We start from the raw sequence: 18,768 nt of genomic DNA on the forward strand, positions 1-18,768 counted from the left end.
AGCCCATCCTCGGCTGCGCGCCGGATATCCCCCTACTCCGTTCGTCCTAGGACCAGCACCCCTGCGCGAGCGGTCCGGTGCCCGGCAGGCCCCCGTTCGCGGAACCGTCCCTCGTGGTGGTTCCGCGCACGGGTGGTGCTGTCGCGGCGGCTACCGGCGCCAGAACCTCCACGACCGGGTGCCGGCCCCTGCGGGGACGGCCGCCACGCGCTGGACACGCTCCGGCGCAGGCTGCTGGACCAGCACCGGAGGCGTCTCCTGCTGGCGGGGCTTGAACACGACGGGCAGACCGGTCAGACGGCGGGACATCCATGTACCCACGACCTGCAAGTGCTCGTCGTCGACGGACAGGGTCAGGTCCGGCACGCGCTCCAGGAGCAGGTCGATGCCCGTCTCCGCGATGGCCCGGCCGAGGTCCTGGCCGGGGCACTCGTGGGACCCGGCGCCGAAGGCCAGGTGCGAGCGGTTGCCGTGCACGGGCCTGGCGCTGTCGGGACGGATGGCCGGATCGACGTTCCCGGCCGCCAGGCCGAGCATCACCATGTCGCCCGCCGCGATCCGGGTGCCGCCGATGTCGGTGTCGTCCGTGGCCCAGCGGGTCGGAACCACGGCGAGCGGGGGGTGGTCCCACAACACCTGTTCCAGTGCGTCCGGCAGCGTCATCTGGCCGCCCGAGAGGTTCCCGCGGAACCGCGAGTCGGTCAGGACCATCCGCAGGGTGTTCGCGATGAGGTTGGCGGTGGGCTCCAGCGCACCGACCAGCAGCAGTCGTAGGTGCTGGCGGACCTCTTCCTCCGTCAGGCCCTGCGGATGGGCCAGGAGCCAGCTGGCCAGGTCTTCGCCGGGTTGCTGCTTCCGGCTCCTCACCAGCTCGTCCACCGTCTTGATCACCAGATCGTTGCCGGCGAGTGCAGCGTCACCACCGCTGATCATGTCGGAAACGGCCGATCCGACGGACAGGGCGTCAGCCTCGGGTATGCCGAGCTGCTGGGCGATCACGAGCGCGGGCAGCTTCCGGGCGAAGTCGGCGACGAGATCGGCCCGGCCCTTCCCGGCGAACTCGTCGATCAGCTGAGCGGCGTACCGGATGATGTACCGGCGCATGCGGTGCTTGTTCACCCGCCCCAGGCTGTCCGTCACCGCTTCCCGCAGCCGGGAGTGCTCCGTGCCGTCCGTCAGCGCAACGAGGGGCTGCCAGGCGGTGATGGGCCGCAGGGGCGATTCCGGGGCGAGGGTCCCGTTCTGGATCGCATTCCAGTTGCGGGAATCGGAGGAGAAGAGCCTCGAACGCATCACCTCGAGATTTTCCCGGTGTCCCAGCACCAGCCAGGCGGGCTCGTCCCCGTACAGGCGCACCGGAGCCACTTCGCCGTGCTCCGCCCGGAGCTGCTCGTAGAGGGCGTACGGCTGCGACTCCGCCTCGGCGCCGTAGAGCGGGCGTACGCCGTCGGCTGCCGCGGAGCGCATCGGGCAGCCACGGGCGGCAGCGTCCGAGGGATGGGTCGGGTCGAGGGATGGCGTGGTCACGTGGCCTCCGGGCAGGGACGGGACTCTGAAGGCTTGGGTCGAGCCCGCACTGAGAGTGACGAAGAGTCAGCACCGCGCAGCTTACAGTCGGCTGATGCACCGCGAGCGTCCAGGGTTCCCTCAACAGCAGGAGAGGCGAAGCACACTTGGCCGATTGTGATCTTGCCTGTTGGGCTGTGTGCCGGTTCACAGGGCCGCCGCGTTCCCCCGGACGCGACGGGGGGATCCTGGTCTGCGCAACCCCCGCCGAAAGGACCACCAGGTATGTCGTCAGCAACTGAAGTGCCCATCAGCTCCGTTCCACGCGCACCGGGGGCCGTGCCCCTCCTCGGTCACGCCCTGGCGCTGTGGCGGGACCCGCTCGGCTTCCTCTCGGCACTGCGCGACCACGGCGACCTGGTACGGGTCAACCTCGGCACCATGCCGATGTACGTGGTGACCACAGCCGATCTCGTGCACGAGGTCACCGTCGAACAGGCCAACCGGTTCGAGAAGGGACGCTTCTTCGACAGGCTCAGGCCCCTGGCCGGCAACGGCCTGGCCAACTCCGGCGGCGAGCTCCACCGGCGTCACCGCCGCATGATCCAGCCCATGTTCTCGCGCGACCGCATCGCCGGATACTCCGAGATCATGAGCAGCAGCGCCCGGGCCCTCGCCGACTCCTGGAAGCCCGGTGACGTCATCGACCTCGAACCGGCCATGGCCGGGTACGCCGTCGAGACCCTGTCACGGACGCTGTTCTCCACCGACATCGGCCTCCCGGCCGTCGACGCGGTCCGCCGGCACCTGCCCGTGCTGCTGACCAACCTGCTGGTGCGCGCCGCGTCCCCGAAGTTCCTCGACCGGCTGCCCATACGTGCCAACCGGGACTTCGACCACGCGGCCGCCAGCCTCCGTACGGTCATCGACGAGGTCGTGAGCACCTCCCGCGCCGCGGGACATGCGGGCCGCGACGACCTGCTGTCCCTGCTCCTGGCGGCTCAGGATCCCGACACCGGCACCGGACTGTCGGACGAGGCCGTCCGGGACGAGCTCTCCACGATCCTGTTCGCCGGCGCGGAGACCACGGCCGCCACCCTCGCCTGGACCTTCCACGAGCTCGCCCGCCGCCCGGAGGTGGAAGCGGGCCTCGTCGCCGAGGTCCGCCGGGTCGTCGGCGACGGCCCCGTCACCGCGCTGCACGTCCCCCAACTGACGGGCATACGCCGCGTCATCGACGAGGTGATCCGGCTCCACGGCGTCACCCTGCTGATGAGGCGAACCACCGAGCCGGTGGTGCTGGCGGGGGTCACACTGCCCCGTGGTACCGAGGTGGCCTTCAGCCTGTACGCGCTGCACCGCGATCCCGGTCTGTACGAGAACGCCGACGTGTTCGACCCCGACCGCTGGCTCCCCGAACGGCAGGCCGACGGACCGGGCCGCCGCGCCTACGTCCCGTTCGGCGCGGGATCCCGTAAGTGCATCGGGGACCTGTTCGTATGGACGGAGGCGACGATCGCCATCGCGACGATCCTGGACCGCTGGAAGCTCGTACCGGTCGAGGGTCACACGCCGCGGGAGGTTGCGTCCGCCGTGGCACACGCGGACTCCATTCCCATGACCGTGGTCGCGCGTACGTAACGTCCGGACAGCTGCCTCCCCCGTCGGGCGTTCGCGGACGGGTTCAGGGCCTTCGGCCCTCTGGTCAGTGCCTCGCGCCGGTGAGATCGAGGGGCGGGGACAGGCGCAGAGGACGGCCCGGCGGGATCACGTTCCACCACCACGAGACCGCGTCGATGCCCAGTGGTTCGAGGCTGTCGTCGGTCGCCGTCTCGGCGACGGTCGTGGGGAGTTCGGCCGGGTCGTCCGGGGTGGTGTAGCGGATCGATTGGATGCCCCAGTCCAGCGAGCCGCGTACGAAGTTCCGGAGCCCGGCCGTGTACTGGCGCATCTGCGGACTGCCCACGGCACGGAGGTGTTCGGTGAGGCGCATGAATTCGGTCAGAACGCGGTCGCGTTGGGCGATGGCCCGGGCCATCGCCTCCTGCGGACTGAAGCCGTCCTCCTCCAGGACCCGGAGCACGTTGAGGTAATAGCCGTCCCCCGAGCGCTCCTTGTGGTCGGAGAGGAGGTCGTTGTCCCAGGTGATCACGAACGACGCCATTTCCTCGGCCGCCCGGACGGCCTTGGCGTCGGCCTCGTCGGCCGGCAGCTCGTACCCGTGTCCCATCTGCAGCAGAGGGAAGATGACCGTCGTCGCGCCGTCGTACAACCGCATCAGGGTGTAGTCCGACAGGCTCGGGACCGTGCCCGCACGGCGATGGGACGCCTCCCACACGACGGAGAGGGCATACTCGCGCAGGCACGCGACCCAGCGGGCCGCCTGAGCGTCCGTCCCGTACTCGTCCACGCGCGACCGGAGGTCACGCAGACCGCCCGCCAGCGGATCGTCCAGCAGCATGGGCGCTTCGGGATTCTGCGCAACGCGCAGCAGGCGGTGCATCGTTCCTGCAAGATCTCCGGGACGCTGGCCCAGGATGCCCTCCTCGCAGTAGCCGTCATCCACACCGAAGAGCCACATCACGAAGTCGGCCAGGATCCGGACGACTTCCTCGCGGCCGTGGGGCAGGACCCGGGCCGCGAACACGCCGATCTCATGCCGCACCAGGCGTTGGCGAAGGTCGACGGAGCCGATCTCGAAAGCCTCCGCCCAGGCTGCGGTCAGCGTGTTGATCTCCGCGTGACGGGGGTGAATGGCGGGCGGTATGGGGGAGAACAGCGGGGGGACGGCAATCACGAGTGGGGGCTCCTCTGTCTCGGGTGACACTGCCTGCACCACTCGGCGCATGCAGTGCACCCGTTCCTGCACCTCAACTCGTGATCATGCGGCATGTCCAAGACGCGGTCCAGTGGGACGATCTGACCATATGCACCATGCCAGCTCATGCTTCCGACCGATCTCGCGGAGGTTCAGATCGGTGCGGAGTCGGGTGCCCCTTGCAGTCGGTTTGTCCGAAGGCGGCCGCGGCTCCGGGTTCCTGATGGGCCGACACAGGCATACGAGTGGCGACGCGCCGTGTCGCGCTGCCGGCGCCGGCCGGGTTCGCGATGCTTGGCCGGGCACGGCGTCGCAATTGCTGCCGCCCCTCCCCCACGGCGACAAGGAGTACGGCATGCCGACGGACGCGGTCGGACGTTTCTTCACGGCTCTGGACCCTCACCACCGGGAGGCCGTCGCGAGCAAACCGCCCGAGGAGCAGGAGCGACTCGCGGCCGCCTGGGAGCAGGAACTGGAGTCGGACGACGAGCTCGACACCCTCGATGAACTGTCCCCACCTGCGGCGGAGGCCGAAGCGGCCCGTCGCGTCATGGACCGCGAACCACGCGAGTCGCCCTGACGGCCGTCCGGCCGGGGCCGGTCGGCGGGTCAGGGGCGGAGGTAGGTGACCACGTAATTCCGGGCCGCTGCCTCGCTGGTACCGAGGGCGACCGCCACCTCCGCCATCGGTACCTGCCCGCCCATACGGCGCGGGCCGCGTCCGCGCCCGTCTGTCCGATGACGTGCTGGATGTCGGCCAGCGCCTTCAGCGCCACCAGTGGCTCCCGCACCGCGAGGTCGGCCAGACGGCCCGTCAGCTCCGTCAGCAGCGCGGTCAGGTCCCCGGGCAGGGGCACCGCGGCGTCCCTGACCACCGACAGGTGTGCGCCGTAGTCCGCGATCGGCCCGGACAGATCGACGTCCGCTTCGTACAGCGGCCGCTGGTCGCCGAGCACGGTCCAGTTGAGTGCGTACTCGGCCATCCCCCGCCAGCCGCACGAGCACGCGCCCCGAAGCACGGCCGCCCTGGGCCGGCCGAACCGGCCGTCGTAGGCATGCCACTTCGTCGTGGACGGCACGTGCCCGCCACTGCCCACGTCGTAGTACACCGGGCCCGGCTCGGTACCGTCCGCGAGCAGCACACCCACCGAACCCTCGTGCGCCGCCCCCAGTGCCCTGAACGCCCCGTCCACCACGCACAGCCCCCTTCCGTTCCGCATGCCGTGCCGTACTGTCCGAGCCGGGCCGGCCCGGTCCGGACGGGTCCAGCCTGCCCGCACCCGCCCGGTCACGCACCGCAATCCAGCGAACTGCCCGCGCAAGCCGCTCTCTCTCCTCACCGCCCGTCTCGCCGTCGGAGTTGGAGAGGTCAGCCCCTCTGGGTGTGCCAGTGGACTGCTGTCATCCGCCACACGACGTCGATCCCCACCCCTCCAGGAGCGACGGGCCCTTCCGGTGCTCTGGTGCGTCCGATCTCGGTGAACCCCAAGCGGAGGGCGATGGCTCCGCTCGCCGGGTCGGCCGCATCGTGATGGATCTCCAGGCGGTCGATGCCCGCCATCTGGAAGCCCTGGCGGACAAGAGCCGCCGTGGCCATCGTGGCCAGTCCCGTCCGGTCGACCGGAGATGCAGCCAGTAGCCGATGTCGAGGCCGTCGGCACCGATGCGGCGATGTGCGGGGGCGGGCGGCGTAGAGACCACCTGCATCCTCAACTTCCGCTGGGCGGACGCCGTCGCGCTGAGCTGAGCGATTCCCTCGGCGGGCGCTCGCGCAGGGCTCCGTACGCGATGAAGTAGGCCGGGACCCGGTTCAGCCACCGCGACTCTGTGACGAGCTCCGTCATCCGCTTGGCCCGCCGGGGGTCGCCGAACGCGGTCCGGCCGGCCAGCAGCGGTCCGATGACCTGGGCATGGGCGAGGCGCTGGAGGCCTTGGGTCGCCACGGTGGTGGGCCAGCGACGCTGTTGGACGCGGCGCACGTCGCGCAGTCCTACGGTGCCCTCGCGCAGCGGACGCACGAGGTACCGGGCCGCGGCCACCGCGTCCTGCACGGCGAGGTTGATGCCGATGCCGAAGACGGGTGACATCGCGTGGGCGGCGTCGCCGATGCACAGCAGCCCGGGGCGGTGCCAGCGGCGCAGCCGGTCGAGCCGTACGTCGAGCAGCTTCACCTCGTCCCAGGAGGTGACGGCGTCGCTTCGGTCGGCCAGCCATGGGGCGGCGGCCGTGAACCGGTTCATGAAGCGCTCCAGGCCCTCGGCGCGGCGCTCGGGGTCGGTTCCCTTGGGGATGAGCGCGGCGCACTGCCAGTAGTCGCCGCGGTCGATGAGCGCGGTGAAGAACCTGTCGCCCAGCGCGCCCACCAGTCCGCTGGGGTCGTCCTCGCGGCGCGGCAGGCGGAACCACCAGGCGTCCATGGGGCACGGGAAGCGTTCCAGGCCGAGTTCGGGCAGTGCCCTGGCCAGTGAGCCACGGCCGTCGCAGGCCACGGTCAGGGTGGCCCTGAGCTCGCCGGTGCTGCCGTCCGCGGTGCGGTAGCGCACGCCCGTGACCCGTCCGTGCTCGACGAGGAAGGAGGTCGCCTCGGTGTCCATGCGCAGGTGGAAGGAGGGTTCCCGGCCCGCTTCGTCGGCGAGGAGGTCGAGCAGGTCCCACTGGGGCACCATCGCGATGTAGTTGTACTTCCCGTGCAGCGCACCGATGTTCCCCACCGTGACCAGGGACCGGTCCGGGCCGATGGGCAACTGCACCGAGGTCACGCGGCGCTGCGGCAGCTGGGCGAACCGTTCGGCGAGGCCGATGTCGTCCAGCAGCGACAGGGTGGAGGGGTGCACGGTGTCACCGCGGAAGTCGCGCAGGAAGTCGCTGTGCTTCTCCAGCACCGTCACGTCCACACCGGCCCGGGCCAGCAGCAGCGCCAGCACCATTCCGGCCGGCCCGCCTCCCACCACGCAGCACGTCGTTCGCTCCACGGCAACCACTCCCTTCGCGGGGATCGGGTGAGCCCCAGGGGGACGTATACCGCACCGGGGGCGACGGAACCGGTAACGGCGGGGCCGGTAACGGGGGCCGGCGGTCCGCTCCGGGAGGGCGCGGCCGGTTACGGGGAACCGGGCGAGGGCGCCCCCGGGCAGAGGGCGGCGCCTCCTCCTCCTCGCCATGCGACGCGACGAGGACATCGAGCTCGCCGCGCCCTGCCTGCCCCCGGGCGCGCCTCAGCTCACTGCCTGCTTCACGAGCGCACCGATCCGCGCCTCGACCTCGGGTGTCACCTCGGTCAGGGCGAAGCCGGCCGCCCACATCGTGCCCTCGTCCAGCTTCGCCTGGTCGCTGAACCCGAGCGTCGCGTACCGGGCCTTGAACTTCTCCGCGCTCTGGAAGAAGCAGACGATCTTGCCGTCCAGGGCGTAGGCGGGCATCCCGTACCAGAGCTTCGGCGCGAGGGCCGGGGCAGCGGCCGTGATGACGGCATGGACGCGTTCGGCCATGATCCGGTCCGAGTCCTGCATCTCGGCGATCTTCACGAGCACGTCCCGCTCCGCCTCCGCGGCCTTGTCGGCGCGCGAGCTGCGGCGCGCCTGCTTCTTCAGGTCTTGGGCGTGGTCCTTCATGGCGGCCCGCTCCTCGGCCGTGAATCCCTGGTGCGTGCTGTTGTCGGTGCTGCTCATGGCGGATTTCCTCCTGGAGGATCTTGGTGCGTGGGTCTTGGTGCGTGGGTCTTGGTGCCTGGGTCTTGGTGCCTGGGTCTTGGTGCCTGGGATATGCGGCCGACCGGGCAGGGCCGGGGCCTCGGCTGGGTTACGTGCCTGGCCGAGTTCTCAGACGAGCCAGCGGCCGTCGCGCATCAGCTCACGGTCGGTCAGTTCGTTCTCCTCGCGCCAGGCCTGGATGCGGCCGGGGGCGATGCGGAACCAACGGTACGGCGTGGTCAGGGAGCGAGGGTCGAAGCCGGCGCGCACCGCGAAGCGGTCACCGACCTGGCGTGGCAGCGCGTCGATGGCGAGGACCTCGACGTCGCCCTCGATCATGACGACGTCGCGGGTCAGGCCGAGCGCCAGCCGGGCGGTGCGGGTGGCGGCCAGGTTCCGGCCGGTCGGGCTGTCCGCCGAGGTGGCCACCAGGACTGCCTCGCCGTCCCAGTCGAAGGACAGCGGCAACAGATACGGCGTGCCGCCCGGCGAGGCACTGGCCACCCAGACGTCGATGTCGTGGGTGAGCCGGTGCTCGGTGTCGCGACGGCGCTGTGCGCGGGAGCGGGGCTCTGTACTCATCGGTTGCTCATCGGTCCTGAAGGAGACCGAGGAGGTTGCCGTCGGGGTCGATGACGGTGGCCACCAGGCGGCCGCCGCCGACGTCGTGCGCGGACTCCTTCACCGTGGCGCCCGCGGCCGTCATCTCGGCGACCTTCGACTCGATGTCCTCCACGTGCCAGTAGGCCAGCGACGAGGTCAGGCCCATCGGTCCACCGCCCGGCACGAGGCCGATGTGCTGGCCGGCGGCCTCGAAGCCGACGTAGTAGGGACCTTCGGTCTGCGGCTCGACGCCCAGCAGCGCGGCGTACACCGCCTTGGACTGCGCGAGGTCGGATACGGGATGCAGCACGGTCTTGATTCCCTGGGTGGCAGAGCTGGTCATGAGCACTCCTGTTGTCGTGGGTCCGGACCGACCCGGTGCGGGGCTGTCTGTCGGGCCCGTTCGCCGTGGTCACAGCCTCTCCCGGGCGGGGTGGGGTCCGCCTCCGTGCTGACCACGGAGAGCACTACGGATGATCCGTACGGATGATCCGTACGGCCGAGGCGTACGGATAATGAGTCGGTGTCCACTCCAGTGATCTCAGCTCGGGAAGCCGAAGTCCTCACGCATCTCGGGGAACACCTCAGCAACGCGGAGATCGCCGCGCGGCTGTTCATCTCCGTACGGACGGTCGAGTCGCATGTCTCCTCGCTGCTCCGCAAGTTGGAGATGCCGGACCGGCGGGCGCTGTCCCGGCGCGCGGCCGAGCTCACCGGCGCCGAGCAGGCGCGCTCGGCACCCGCGCTCCCGGCACCGCTGACGGCGTTCGTCGGCCGGATCCGGGAACGCGGGGAGCTGGTCGAGGCGGTGACGGCCCGTCGGCTGGTGACGGCGGTCGGTCTGGGCGGGGTGGGCAAGACGCGGCTCGCGCTGGCGGTGGCGGCGGAGGTGGCGGGCGAATTCGCCGACGGGGTGTGGTTCGTCGACCTGGTCCCGGTCACCGATCCGGGGCGGGTGGGGGCGGCGGTCGCGGCGGCCGTCGGCGTGGGCGAGCAGCCTGGCCGCGGCATCGACGACGCGGTGGTGGCGGCGCTGGCGGGCCGTCAGGCGCTGCTGGTGCTGGACAACTGCGAGCAGGTGCTCGACGGGGTGGCGCCGTTCCTGGAACGGCTGTTGGTGGCCTGCCCCGGGATACGGGTGCTCGCGACCAGCCGGGCCCGGCTGATGGTGCCGTTCGAATGGGTCTTCCCGGTTCCGCCGCTGTCGCGGGTCGGCGGCGGTGAGTCGGAGGCGGTCGCCCTGTTCATGGAGCGGGCGGCGGCGGTCGGCCGGGCACCGACTGTGGCGGAACGCGACCAGGTGGCGGCCCTGTGCGAACGGCTCGACGGCATGGCGCTGGCCATCGAACTGGCGGCGGCGCGGTGGCCCACGCTCGGTCTGGACGGACTGACGGCCGGCCTGGCCGACCAGCTCCGGATCCTCGCCGGCGGCCACCGTGCCGACGGCAGGCACCGGTCGGTGCGGGCGGTCCTCGACTGGAGCCACGACCTGCTCACGCCGCAAGACCGGGTGCTGCTACGGCGGGTGTCGGTGTTCGTCCTGCCGTTCACCGCCGAAGCCGCCGCCGAGATGGCCGCCGAGGTGGCCGGGGTCGCCACGCTGGAACCGGCCGCGGTCGCCGACGGGCTGGGCAGGCTCGCCGAGCAGAGCCTGCTCGCCGTGACGCCCTCGGCGGACGGCACCCGGTACCAGGCCCTTGAGACCATCCGCCAGTACGGGGCGGAGCGGCTCGCCGAAGCCGGCGAGCTCGCCGATGTACGCGCCCGGCACGTGAGGTGGTGCCTGACCGGCGCGACCGCCCTCACCGGAGCCGGCGGCGCGCACTGGCGTGCCCGGTTCGACGCCGTGGCGGAGGACCTACGGGCCGCCCTCGCCTGGGCCGCAGGACGGCCGGAGCAGCGGGCGGACGCGTACCGGCTCGCCTCGTCCCTGGCCGAGCTGACCTTCACCCGTAACCTGCTGGGCGAGGCACAGCAGCGGTACGAGCAGGCGGCCGGGCTCGCCGAGGACGACGCCGCCGGTGCGCGGGCGTTGCGCCACGCCGCCGGGGTGGCCGGGTGCCGGAGGCTCGGCGACGACATGTTCCGCCTGCACCGGGCCGCCGGAGAGGCCGCCCGGCGGGCCGGGGACAGCACCGGTGCCGGTCGCGAACTGGCGGCCGCCGCCACCGTCGCGTACCGCTTCTCCAGCGCGTTCAGCCAGATCCCGCCCGCGGAAGAGGTCACCGCCCTGCTCGCGGCGGCGCGGGAGCTGATCTGTGACGACGACCCGGCTGCCGAGGCGGCCGTGGCGCTGGCCGAGGCGGCGGTGGTCGCGGACGCGTTCGGAGCGGTCCAGGGGGACCCGGACAACACCGCGCCGGACACGGTCGCGTGCGCCGAACGGGCGGTCGAGTCCGCCGAGCGCGCGGGCGACCCGGTGGCGCAGTCCGCCGCACTCGACGCGCTCTCCGGCGCGCAGAGCTGGGCCGGTGACACCTTCGCCGCCGCGGCTGCCGCCCGGCGCCGGATCGACATCCTGGCTTCGGCACCGAGCGCTCCCGCCGGTACGCACGAGCTGATCGACGCCCTCGCCATGGCCGCCGCGACCGCCGTCGGCGCGGGCGAGCTGCCGGCGGCCCACCGGTGGGGCGGTCAGCTCGCGGGCCAGCCGCTGCTGGCGGAGGTGGGCGACCACGCCACGTCCTGGCTCCTGGTCGCGGACGCCTTCGCGGGGCATGCCGACGACGTGCTCACCGGCAGCGTGCGCTTCCTCGACGCATGGGAGCAGACCGGCCGGCAGCGGTCGTTCTCGCTCGGCCCGGCCGCCGCGTCCGTCGCGATGATCCACGGCTTGCGCGACGACCACGAGGCCCGGGCGACCTGGCTCGCGATCGCCGATCAGGCGGGCAGCAAGGAGGACCACCGCTACGGCCACGGCGCGGTGTTCGACGCCATGGTCCTGCTGCATCACGGGGACGCGGACGCGGCGCTGGAACGGGTCGCGCCGGAGCCGGAGCAGGTGTGGAAGTGGGTCTGCTGGGTCTGGCTGCACTGGTACGTGGCGCTGCGGGCGGAGGCAGCGGCCCTCGCCGGGCACCCGGACGCCCGGGACCGGATCGCCGCCGCCCGAGCCGTGGTCGCCGGCAACCCGGTCGCCACCGCCCAGGTGGACCGGGCGGAGGCGCTGCTCGACGGCGACCTGCCGCGGCTGCTCGCCGCCGCGGAGGCCTTCGCCGCGGCCGGTTCCCGCTACCAGTCGGCGCGCACGCTGCTGCTCGCCGGTCCCGAACACGCCGCCGCGGGAGCATCCGCGCTGGCCGACCTCGGCCTCGCACCCATGTCCGTCCGACAGCCGCACCACGGGCGCCGCTGAACGGCACGCCGGCGCCGGGCCGAGGCCCTCGCCACCCTCCGGGGCGGCGGCGGATGCCCTGGTGGAATGTACCGGCCACGGACGTCCCGGCGCTCCGCGAGCGACGTCAGAACGCCTTCAGGTAGACCCGTGCACGGCCGTCGCCGATGTCCTGGACGAAGATATTGATGGCCTGGACGGTGGACCTGCGCCCGGCGTCTGGACGCGCATGAACGCGGCTGCCTCGGCTGCCAGGCCCAGGCCCCGGCCCCGGCCCCGGCCCAGCTGCACAGGATGCGTCACGTCAGTGCGTCCGGCGTGGCTCAGCTGAGCTCGTAGTCGAACCAGATCCGGTGCGTGCCGTCCGGGTCGATCGCGATTCCGCCGGCGCCGGAGATTCCAGCCAGGTCCCTGGTGCCGCTGGAGGGAACGATGGTGAAGAACTCCGCGGTGCGGTCACTGCCGGAGGTCGTCGCCGAGTGCACGAAGTTGAAGGCGCCGTCCCGGCCGTGCAGCGCGCCTTCGAAGGACTCCATGGCCACGTAGGTGCCGACGCCGGTTGTCTGATCGAACGCGGAGGTGAACAAGGTCGCTGAGCGGCCGGCAACCTGGCCCTCGAAATGCTTCTCCATCGTCGCGACACCTACCGGCAGCCCAGTGGACACGGCCGGCTCCGGCTCCGGCTCCAGCTCGGTGGGGACGAACGCCTTGACGCCGAACGTTCCAGTAGCTCTCATGGACCGACCGTACCGACCCGGTCTGACATCGCGCGGCTGCACAAGAGTTGGCCTCGCTCCTCAGGACGACAAGGGATGGGACGGCGAGCTCACCGACGGCAGTACCCAGTCGGTCTTTGAGTACCTGCGCTCATGATCCGATGCCCGGCCGTTCCTATCCTGACGTGCATGGACACTGACTCGACCCCCGACACCGCGGCTACGGGAGGCCCCCGGTGGTTCAAGGGCTGCGCGATGGCGCTGCTCCTCCTCACCGTTCTGGTCCTCCTGGGAGCCGCGGCGCTGGCTGAGGTCGAGAAGGGTCTGAACGGCTACGGGCACCTCGACAACGGCGGAACCTCCGGCAGCGTGGCGAACCCTCTCAGCCCCGGCACGACCGCCCGGTACGACGACGACCTGGAGGTCACGGTCAGCCGGCCCCGCCGCGAAGCCGACGGCAGCTACCGCTTCACCATCACCTACGACAACGGCACCGACGAGGTGCTGCACCCGGGTGGCCCGTCCCTGAAGACCAGTGTCAGCACGATCGCCGACGCCCCCGTCGTCGTACGCCCGGGCAGGTCCCTCGACGACTACGCGTCCGGCTACGACCTGACCTGGCTCAACGAGGACGAGGCGGCGTCCGTCCTCATGCCGCCCCTCGGCAAGGACAAGAAGCGGACCGTCCTGGTGCGGGTCATGCCCGGCAAGCCAGGCACCCCGGTCACGGTCGAGGTCGTCCCGCCGTCCGCCGGTTACCGCGAGACCGCGTACTGGCAACTCGACCTGGCCTGATCATCCCCCACAGGGAGAAGGGCATCGCGCCGTGGCGACGTCCCGGTCCTCCGACGCCAGTCGCGGCCACCTCCTGCCGCACGTACGGCCGACGGCACGTTTCTCGCCCTTTGGCTCGGACACGACGCTCGGTTGACATGGAGCGCACTCCAACACCTAGCGTTCTGGGCAGAGATGATCCCCAGCTCAGGAGGCAGCAACATGACCGACGTCCCCACCCGGTTCCTGGGCAACCTGGCGGTCTCCGCGCAGGGCCTGGGGTGCATGGGCATGAGCCACGGCTACGGCGCCACGGACGACGCGCAGTCGATCGCGACGCTCCACCGTGCTCTCGACCTCGGGGTGACCTTCCTGGACACCGCCGACTTCTACGGCGACGGACACAACGAGGAGCTGATCGGACGGGCCGTCGCCGGGCGTCGCGACGAGGTGGTGCTGGCCACGAAGTTCGGCTTCGTCAGCAGCCTGGGCGAGCCCACCCGGCTCCGCGGCGACGCCGCCTACGTGCGGCAGGCGTGCGAGGCGTCGCTGCGCCGCCTCGGGGTCGACCACATCGACCTCTACTACCAGCACCGCGTCGATCCCCAGGTGCCGATCGAGGAGACCGTCGGTGCCATGGCCGAGCTGGTGACGGCTGGGAAGGTCCGCCATCTCGGGCTGTCCGAGGCCGGCGCGCAGACCATCCGGCGGGCGCACGCGGTGCACCCGATAGCCGCGCTGCAGAGCGAGTGGTCACTGTGGACCCGCGACCTGGAGGCGGAGGTCGCCCCGGTCTGCCGCGAACTCGGCATCGGCCTGGTCCCGTTCTCCCCGCTCGGGCGCGGCTTCCTGACCGGCCGGTACAGCTCGGTCGAGGGGATGGCCGAGACCGACATCCGGCGCAGCCAGCCGCGCTTCGCCGACGGCAACCTCGAACGGAACCTGGCGATCGTCGCGAAGCTGAACGAACTGGCCGCGGCGGCCGGAGTCACCGCCGGGCAGCTCGCCCTGGCCTGGGTGCAGCGGCGGGGCGACGACGTGGTGCCGATCCCCGGTACCCGGCAGCAGCGCTACCTGGAGGAGAACCTCGCGGCCCTGGCCGTCGAGCTGTCCCCCGAGGACCTCGCCGCCATCGAGGCCGCGGCCCCGTCCGAGCAGATCGCGGGCACCCGCTACGACGCGACCAGCCTCACCTTCGTCAACGGCTGAGCCTGTCGCGGCTCGCTCACCGCCAGCGCGGGGGCGGGCGGCCGACGAAACCGATCGGTGTGCAGTACGGCAGTAGGGCCGGGCAGAGAGACTCTGCCCGGCCCTACTGCTGCCCGCGGGGCGTGGTAGCCGCGCCCGTAGCGCGCCCCCGGCAGGTCTTCGCCGTCGCCCTGAACTACTCCGACCATGTGGCGGAGTCCGCTGCCGGCGCGCCCGCTCGGCCGGCTGTCTTCACCAAGTACCCCACCTCGCCGGCCGGCCCCCACGACGCGATCGAGCTGCCCAGCGCTCTCGTGGACTGGGAGGTGGAGCTGGTGGCGGTCATCGGTGCCAAGGCCCACCAGTCCGCTGACGCGGCGCGGGCCGGGCCGGGTCAGATGTCGGCAGTCCACACCTCGGGCCCGCCGCCTTCCCACCTGATCGGCCCGTCCTCCGACAGATCCACATCCTCCAGGCCTGCCTTGCGCAGGAACTCACTCACGTCGCCCGGCGTGAACGCCCGGCCCAGATCTGCGTCCACGCCCAGCGCATGCAGCGTGACCTTCCGGCCGCCCTTCGGCGATACCGGATGAATGACGATCTCCATACGGTCAGACATGCCCCCAGCCTGCGGGCGCCCCGCCGACACGGCATCCCGGGATACACCCCTCTACGGCTTCGACGGCTTGCACGACCAGGACCCAGGCACCCAGGCACCCAGTCGCGCCGCCACCCGGGACCCCGTTTCCCCGGAGACCGGCACTATCCGGTCAGCCTGGATGGACGTTCGATGAACCGCGCGCGGCCGACAGCAGGTCAGCGACCCTCCGCATGGGCTCCACGCGCGATGTGACCCTCCGTCTTTGCGTGATCACGCGGGGCAGACACCCGCCTGAGCTGCCTGAACGACCATTCGGTCGCCGATAATCGAACGGGTTGTCTGTAAATCGGTCATCGATGTGCATGCACCCTTCACACCCGACAGACTCAGCAGCATCCAGTCGACATAACGCAGCCAACTGCTGCGTCCTCCCTTAGAATTGAAAGTGAGTCTGTCGTGCGTCACCGCATCGCTGCTGTCTCCGCCGCCACCCTCCTGACCCTGGCCGGTGTTGCCGGCATCGCGGAGGCACAGCCCGCCGGCCTGTACGCCCCCTCCGCCGTGGTCCTGACCGTCAGCCAGGGCGAGGACGAGGCCACCGCCGTACGGGCGGCCACCCTCAGCTGCGCACCGACCGCCCAGGGCACGCACCCCGACCCCCAGGCCGCCTGTGCGGGCCTCGCTGCCACCGCCGGAACCCTCGACGCGCTCCTGGCCGCCCCGGACCCGAACCGCGCCTGCCCGATGCACTACGACCCCGTCACCGTCAGGGCGGACGGGGTCTGGCAGGGCAGCCGCATCTCCTGGAAGCACACCTTCTCCAACGCGTGCGCCATGTCCGCGACCTTCAACGGAAACGCCGTCTTCGCGTTCTGACCACCCCGCCCGGGCCGCCCCTCCCCCGCCGTTCAGCCCCCGCGCCGACACCGGAGCGGGGCGGGGCGGTGCGGTGCGGTGCGGTGCGGTGCGGGAGGTTGCCTGCGGTGCGGGCCGACGCGTTCAGCGCACGACCTTGATGCCGAAGTGACCGCCGAACTGCTGGCCGAGGCCGAAGCCGATGGCGGAGTGCATGTGGGCATACATCTCCATGCCGCGGGCGCACACGAGCGGCCCGAGGTCGAGGATGTCGCTCCAGCCGTACGCCTTGAGGAGATCCGTGGCCTGCTGCTTGGCGTCGGCGTGGTCACCGGCGACGAACATCGTGTGCTCGCCGCCGCCGACGCTCCCCGGGTCGACCACGGTGGTCTGCTCCTGGGTGACGAAGGACTTGACGACCTTGACGTCCGGCAGGGCCCGCTGGATCTGCTCGCCGAGGCTGTCGGTGTCACACGGCTCCAGCTTCGGCATGACGCCCCAGGGCGTCGGCCAGGGGTGCTCGCTCTCGTGCAGGTACACGAACGGCACGGCGTAATCGATCACCGTCTTGCCCGCCAGCTGATCGGCGATGGCCGTCAGCGCGGCGACGGCATTGTGTCCGTCGATCCCGTTGATGACCACGCCGTCGGCAGCGGCAGCGGCCTCACCGAACGACAGCAGGGTGATCCCGGGGTGCTCGGCGAGGAACTGCGGGTACGGGGCGTTGCCCATCATGTCGGGCGAGGTACGGGCGAGAGTGGCCTGCACGTCTCGGGTGCCGACGTAGACCTCGCGGCCGAGCTCGCGCAGCTTGGCGGTGTGGGCTCGGGCACCGCCACCGGTACCGAGGACAGCGATCTTCATGGGGAATCTCCTGGTTTACTCCGATTCGGACAGATCCACCCTAGGAGCCTTTCAGGACAGAACGTGTCCTTTGACTCGGGCAGAGTGGAAACCATGACGAGTGACATGACCGTACGGCTGCTGCGGCTGCTGTCCCTGCTGCAGACCCGGCGGGAGTGGTCCGGCGCCGACATGGCCGACCGGCTCGGGGTGACCGTCCGTACCGTCCGCCGGGACATCGACCGCCTGCGCGAACTGGGCTACCCCGTCGAGAGCGCCCGCGGCCACGCGGGCGGCTACCGCATGGGGTCCGGCACCGATCTGCCTCCCCTCCTCCTCGACGACGACGAAGCCGTCGCCGTCACCGTGGCCCTGCGCACCGCCGCCGGCAGCATCACCGGCCTGGAGGAGACCGCCCTGCGGGCCCTGGCCAAGCTCGAACAGGTCCTCCCACGCCGCCTGCGCGGCCAGGTCACCGCCCTCCAGGCATCCCTGGCCGGCATCACCTGGGAGAACCGCGGCCCCCGCGCCGACCCGGCCCTGCTGGCCACCCTCGCCATCGCCTGCCGCGACCACGAGATCGTCACCTTCGACTACACCACCCGTCACGGCACCCCCACGCCGCGCCGGGCCGAACCCTGCCACGTGGTCGCCTCCAGCAACCTCTGGTACCTCCTCGCCCACGACACCGGCAAGGACGACTGGCGCCTGTTCCGCCTCGACCGCATCACGGACCCCGCCCTCACCGGGCGCCGCGTCCCGGCCCGCCCCGTACCGGGCGGCGACCCCGCCGCCTTCGTCGCCGCCCGCCTCGCCGCGGCGCCACCCGCTACCGCGCCGTCGCCACCGTCCACGCGTCCGCCGACCACATGCGCGCCCGCACCCGCGGCCTCGGCACCCGCATCCAGCCCCTCGACGAGAAGACCTGCCGCATCGACGCCTCCGACGACTTCCTCCCCGGGATCGCCCGGACCCTGACCTCGCTCGACACCGAATTCACGCTCGACGCCGATCCCGAGGTCCTCGACCACCTCCGCGAAACCGCCCACCGCACCCTGCGCGCCATAAGATGACCCTGCCCACGCCGTCGGCGGCGCGGGGCACATGACCAAACGGGGGCGGAAATGATCACCGAGCCGGAGCTCGACGGCGAGTGGGGGACGGCGCGTTCGGCAGAGTCGGCGGAGGCGCTGGCTCCGCGCGAGCGGGCGGCGGGCGGCTCGCGGCCGTGGCTGTGGGCGCTCGGTGGTGCCCTGGTGGCGTCGGCGCTGTGGGCCGGCGGACTGCACGCGTTCGGGGACCGGTTGGCCGGGCCGGCGCTCTCGTACCGGACGACGAAGAACCTGTGCGACGACTTCGCGAGTCCGGCACTGAACCGGATCACCGGAGACCTGCACAAGAGCAGACCGGTGAACCACGAGTACAGTCACCCCGCCGTGGACGGGGCATTCTGCAGCCTGACCAACGGCGGGGACAGGCCTGACTTCAGCGTGGACGTGCAGGTGGACCTGCACAAGAAGACGGACCCCTCGGTCGAGTTCGACGTACCGTCATTCGAGTATGCCGCCGGGCTGGGCGACGTACGCAGGGAAGCGGTTCCGGGCCTCGGTGAACGTGCGGTGATGACGGCGTCGGCCGGCGAGCAGTTTCTCGTGCTCAAAGTGCTGGACGGGGGTGCGGTGTTCACTGTCAAAGTGTTCGTTTCCACCTACGCGGAACGGAACGAGCGCCCCGCCACGGACGCCACCGCGGTCCAGGCAGCACTGATCGCGGACACGCGGGACCTGATCACGGCGCTCAAGGAGTAGCGGCAGGACGGACGGCGGCCCTGTCGGCCCAAC

The 18,768-nt window shown here is 71.5% G+C and carries 19 protein-coding genes and 1 pseudogene; 9 read left to right on the forward strand and 11 right to left on the reverse strand.

Going from position 1 to position 18,768, the window contains the following annotated elements:
- Window positions 1-150: 150 nt before the first annotated feature.
- Window positions 151-1,527 (reverse strand): cytochrome P450, encoded by a 1,377-nt coding sequence (locus AB0D94_RS20300; protein WP_362053545.1) that lies wholly within the window; start codon window positions 1,525-1,527, stop codon window positions 151-153.
- Window positions 1,528-1,791: 264 nt separating this feature from the next.
- Here AB0D94_RS20300 and AB0D94_RS20305 point away from each other — a divergent pair, with 264 nt between their 5' ends.
- Complete coding sequence (locus AB0D94_RS20305) at window positions 1,792-3,147, forward strand: cytochrome P450 (protein ID WP_362053548.1); 1,356 nt, start codon at window positions 1,792-1,794, stop codon at window positions 3,145-3,147.
- A 64-nt stretch (window positions 3,148-3,211) separates the two neighbouring features.
- Here the strand turns inward: AB0D94_RS20305 and AB0D94_RS20310 are convergent, their stop codons facing one another.
- Window positions 3,212-4,354: a selina-4(15),7(11)-diene synthase gene (locus AB0D94_RS20310; RefSeq protein ID WP_362053551.1), complete on the reverse strand. Its 1,143-nt coding sequence runs from the start codon at window positions 4,352-4,354 to the stop codon at window positions 3,212-3,214.
- 325 nt (window positions 4,355-4,679) lie between these two features.
- Here AB0D94_RS20310 and AB0D94_RS20315 point away from each other — a divergent pair, with 325 nt between their 5' ends.
- On the forward strand, window positions 4,680-4,904 hold the full coding sequence (locus AB0D94_RS20315; RefSeq protein WP_362053554.1) for a hypothetical protein: 225 nt from the start codon (window positions 4,680-4,682) through the stop codon (window positions 4,902-4,904).
- Here the strand turns inward: AB0D94_RS20315 and AB0D94_RS20320 are convergent.
- The 6 genes from AB0D94_RS20320 to AB0D94_RS20345 form a co-directional block, all read right to left on the reverse strand.
- Complete coding sequence (locus AB0D94_RS20320) at window positions 4,873-5,544, reverse strand: hypothetical protein (RefSeq protein WP_362053557.1); 672 nt, start codon at window positions 5,542-5,544, stop codon at window positions 4,873-4,875. The genes AB0D94_RS20315 and AB0D94_RS20320 overlap by 32 nt on opposite strands.
- 149 nt (window positions 5,545-5,693) lie before the next feature.
- On the reverse strand, window positions 5,694-5,921 hold the full coding sequence (locus tag AB0D94_RS20325) for a GNAT family protein (RefSeq protein WP_362053560.1): 228 nt from the start codon (window positions 5,919-5,921) through the stop codon (window positions 5,694-5,696).
- Between the two features lie 112 nt (window positions 5,922-6,033).
- Window positions 6,034-7,296: an FAD-dependent oxidoreductase gene (locus AB0D94_RS20330; RefSeq protein WP_362053563.1), complete on the reverse strand. Its 1,263-nt coding sequence runs from the start codon at window positions 7,294-7,296 to the stop codon at window positions 6,034-6,036.
- Window positions 7,297-7,539: 243 nt separating this feature from the next.
- Window positions 7,540-7,992, reverse strand: coding sequence for a hypothetical protein (locus tag AB0D94_RS20335; protein WP_362053566.1), 453 nt, complete (start codon window positions 7,990-7,992; stop codon window positions 7,540-7,542).
- 150 nt (window positions 7,993-8,142) lie between these two features.
- On the reverse strand, window positions 8,143-8,595 hold the full coding sequence (locus AB0D94_RS20340; protein WP_362053569.1) for a pyridoxamine 5'-phosphate oxidase family protein: 453 nt from the start codon (window positions 8,593-8,595) through the stop codon (window positions 8,143-8,145).
- Window positions 8,596-8,602: 7 nt separating this feature from the next.
- Window positions 8,603-8,959 carry a VOC family protein gene (locus AB0D94_RS20345; protein WP_362053572.1) on the reverse strand — a complete coding sequence of 119 codons (357 nt, stop codon included), beginning with the start codon at window positions 8,957-8,959 and terminating at the stop codon, window positions 8,603-8,605.
- 180 nt (window positions 8,960-9,139) lie between these two features.
- Here AB0D94_RS20345 and AB0D94_RS20350 point away from each other — a divergent pair, with 180 nt between their 5' ends.
- Window positions 9,140-11,971, forward strand: coding sequence for a LuxR C-terminal-related transcriptional regulator (locus AB0D94_RS20350; protein ID WP_362053575.1), 2,832 nt, complete (start codon window positions 9,140-9,142; stop codon window positions 11,969-11,971).
- 302 nt (window positions 11,972-12,273) lie between these two features.
- Here AB0D94_RS20350 and AB0D94_RS20355 read toward each other — a convergent pair whose 3' ends face one another.
- Window positions 12,274-12,687, reverse strand: a complete 414-nt coding sequence (locus AB0D94_RS20355; protein WP_362053578.1) for a DUF3224 domain-containing protein — start codon at window positions 12,685-12,687, stop codon at window positions 12,274-12,276.
- Between the two features lie 168 nt (window positions 12,688-12,855).
- On the opposite strand from AB0D94_RS20355, the gene AB0D94_RS20360 reads away from it, so the two are divergent.
- The 3 genes and pseudogenes from AB0D94_RS20360 to AB0D94_RS20370 form a co-directional block, all read left to right on the forward strand.
- Complete coding sequence (locus AB0D94_RS20360) at window positions 12,856-13,461, forward strand: hypothetical protein (RefSeq protein ID WP_362053581.1); 606 nt, start codon at window positions 12,856-12,858, stop codon at window positions 13,459-13,461.
- Between the two features lie 201 nt (window positions 13,462-13,662).
- On the forward strand, window positions 13,663-14,649 hold the full coding sequence (locus tag AB0D94_RS20365) for an aldo/keto reductase (protein WP_362053584.1): 987 nt from the start codon (window positions 13,663-13,665) through the stop codon (window positions 14,647-14,649).
- Window positions 14,650-14,771: 122 nt separating this feature from the next.
- Window positions 14,772-14,990 (forward strand): annotated as a pseudogene (locus AB0D94_RS20370) (fumarylacetoacetate hydrolase family protein); the annotation flags it as partial.
- A gap of 32 nt (window positions 14,991-15,022) precedes the next feature.
- Here AB0D94_RS20370 and AB0D94_RS20375 read toward each other — a convergent pair.
- Window positions 15,023-15,247 (reverse strand): hypothetical protein, encoded by a 225-nt coding sequence (locus AB0D94_RS20375; protein ID WP_362053587.1) that lies wholly within the window; start codon window positions 15,245-15,247, stop codon window positions 15,023-15,025.
- Between the two features lie 438 nt (window positions 15,248-15,685).
- Between AB0D94_RS20375 and AB0D94_RS20380 the strand changes: the two genes are divergently transcribed.
- Complete coding sequence (locus AB0D94_RS20380) at window positions 15,686-16,105, forward strand: subtilase-type protease inhibitor (protein WP_362053590.1); 420 nt, start codon at window positions 15,686-15,688, stop codon at window positions 16,103-16,105.
- Window positions 16,106-16,228: 123 nt separating this feature from the next.
- Here the strand turns inward: AB0D94_RS20380 and AB0D94_RS20385 are convergent, their stop codons facing one another.
- On the reverse strand, window positions 16,229-16,948 hold the full coding sequence (locus AB0D94_RS20385; RefSeq protein WP_362053593.1) for an NAD(P)-binding domain-containing protein: 720 nt from the start codon (window positions 16,946-16,948) through the stop codon (window positions 16,229-16,231).
- A 93-nt stretch (window positions 16,949-17,041) separates the two neighbouring features.
- Between AB0D94_RS20385 and AB0D94_RS20390 the strand changes: the two genes are divergently transcribed.
- Both AB0D94_RS20390 and AB0D94_RS20395 read left to right on the forward strand, forming a co-directional pair.
- Window positions 17,042-17,905: a WYL domain-containing protein gene (locus AB0D94_RS20390; protein ID WP_362053596.1), complete on the forward strand. Its 864-nt coding sequence runs from the start codon at window positions 17,042-17,044 to the stop codon at window positions 17,903-17,905.
- A 146-nt stretch (window positions 17,906-18,051) separates the two neighbouring features.
- On the forward strand, window positions 18,052-18,735 hold the full coding sequence (locus AB0D94_RS20395) for a hypothetical protein (protein ID WP_362053599.1): 684 nt from the start codon (window positions 18,052-18,054) through the stop codon (window positions 18,733-18,735).
- Window positions 18,736-18,768 lie beyond the last annotated feature (33 nt).

The sequence above is a fragment of the Streptomyces sp. NPDC048255 genome, assembly GCF_040652415.1.
Classification (GTDB): domain Bacteria; phylum Actinomycetota; class Actinomycetes; order Streptomycetales; family Streptomycetaceae; genus Streptomyces.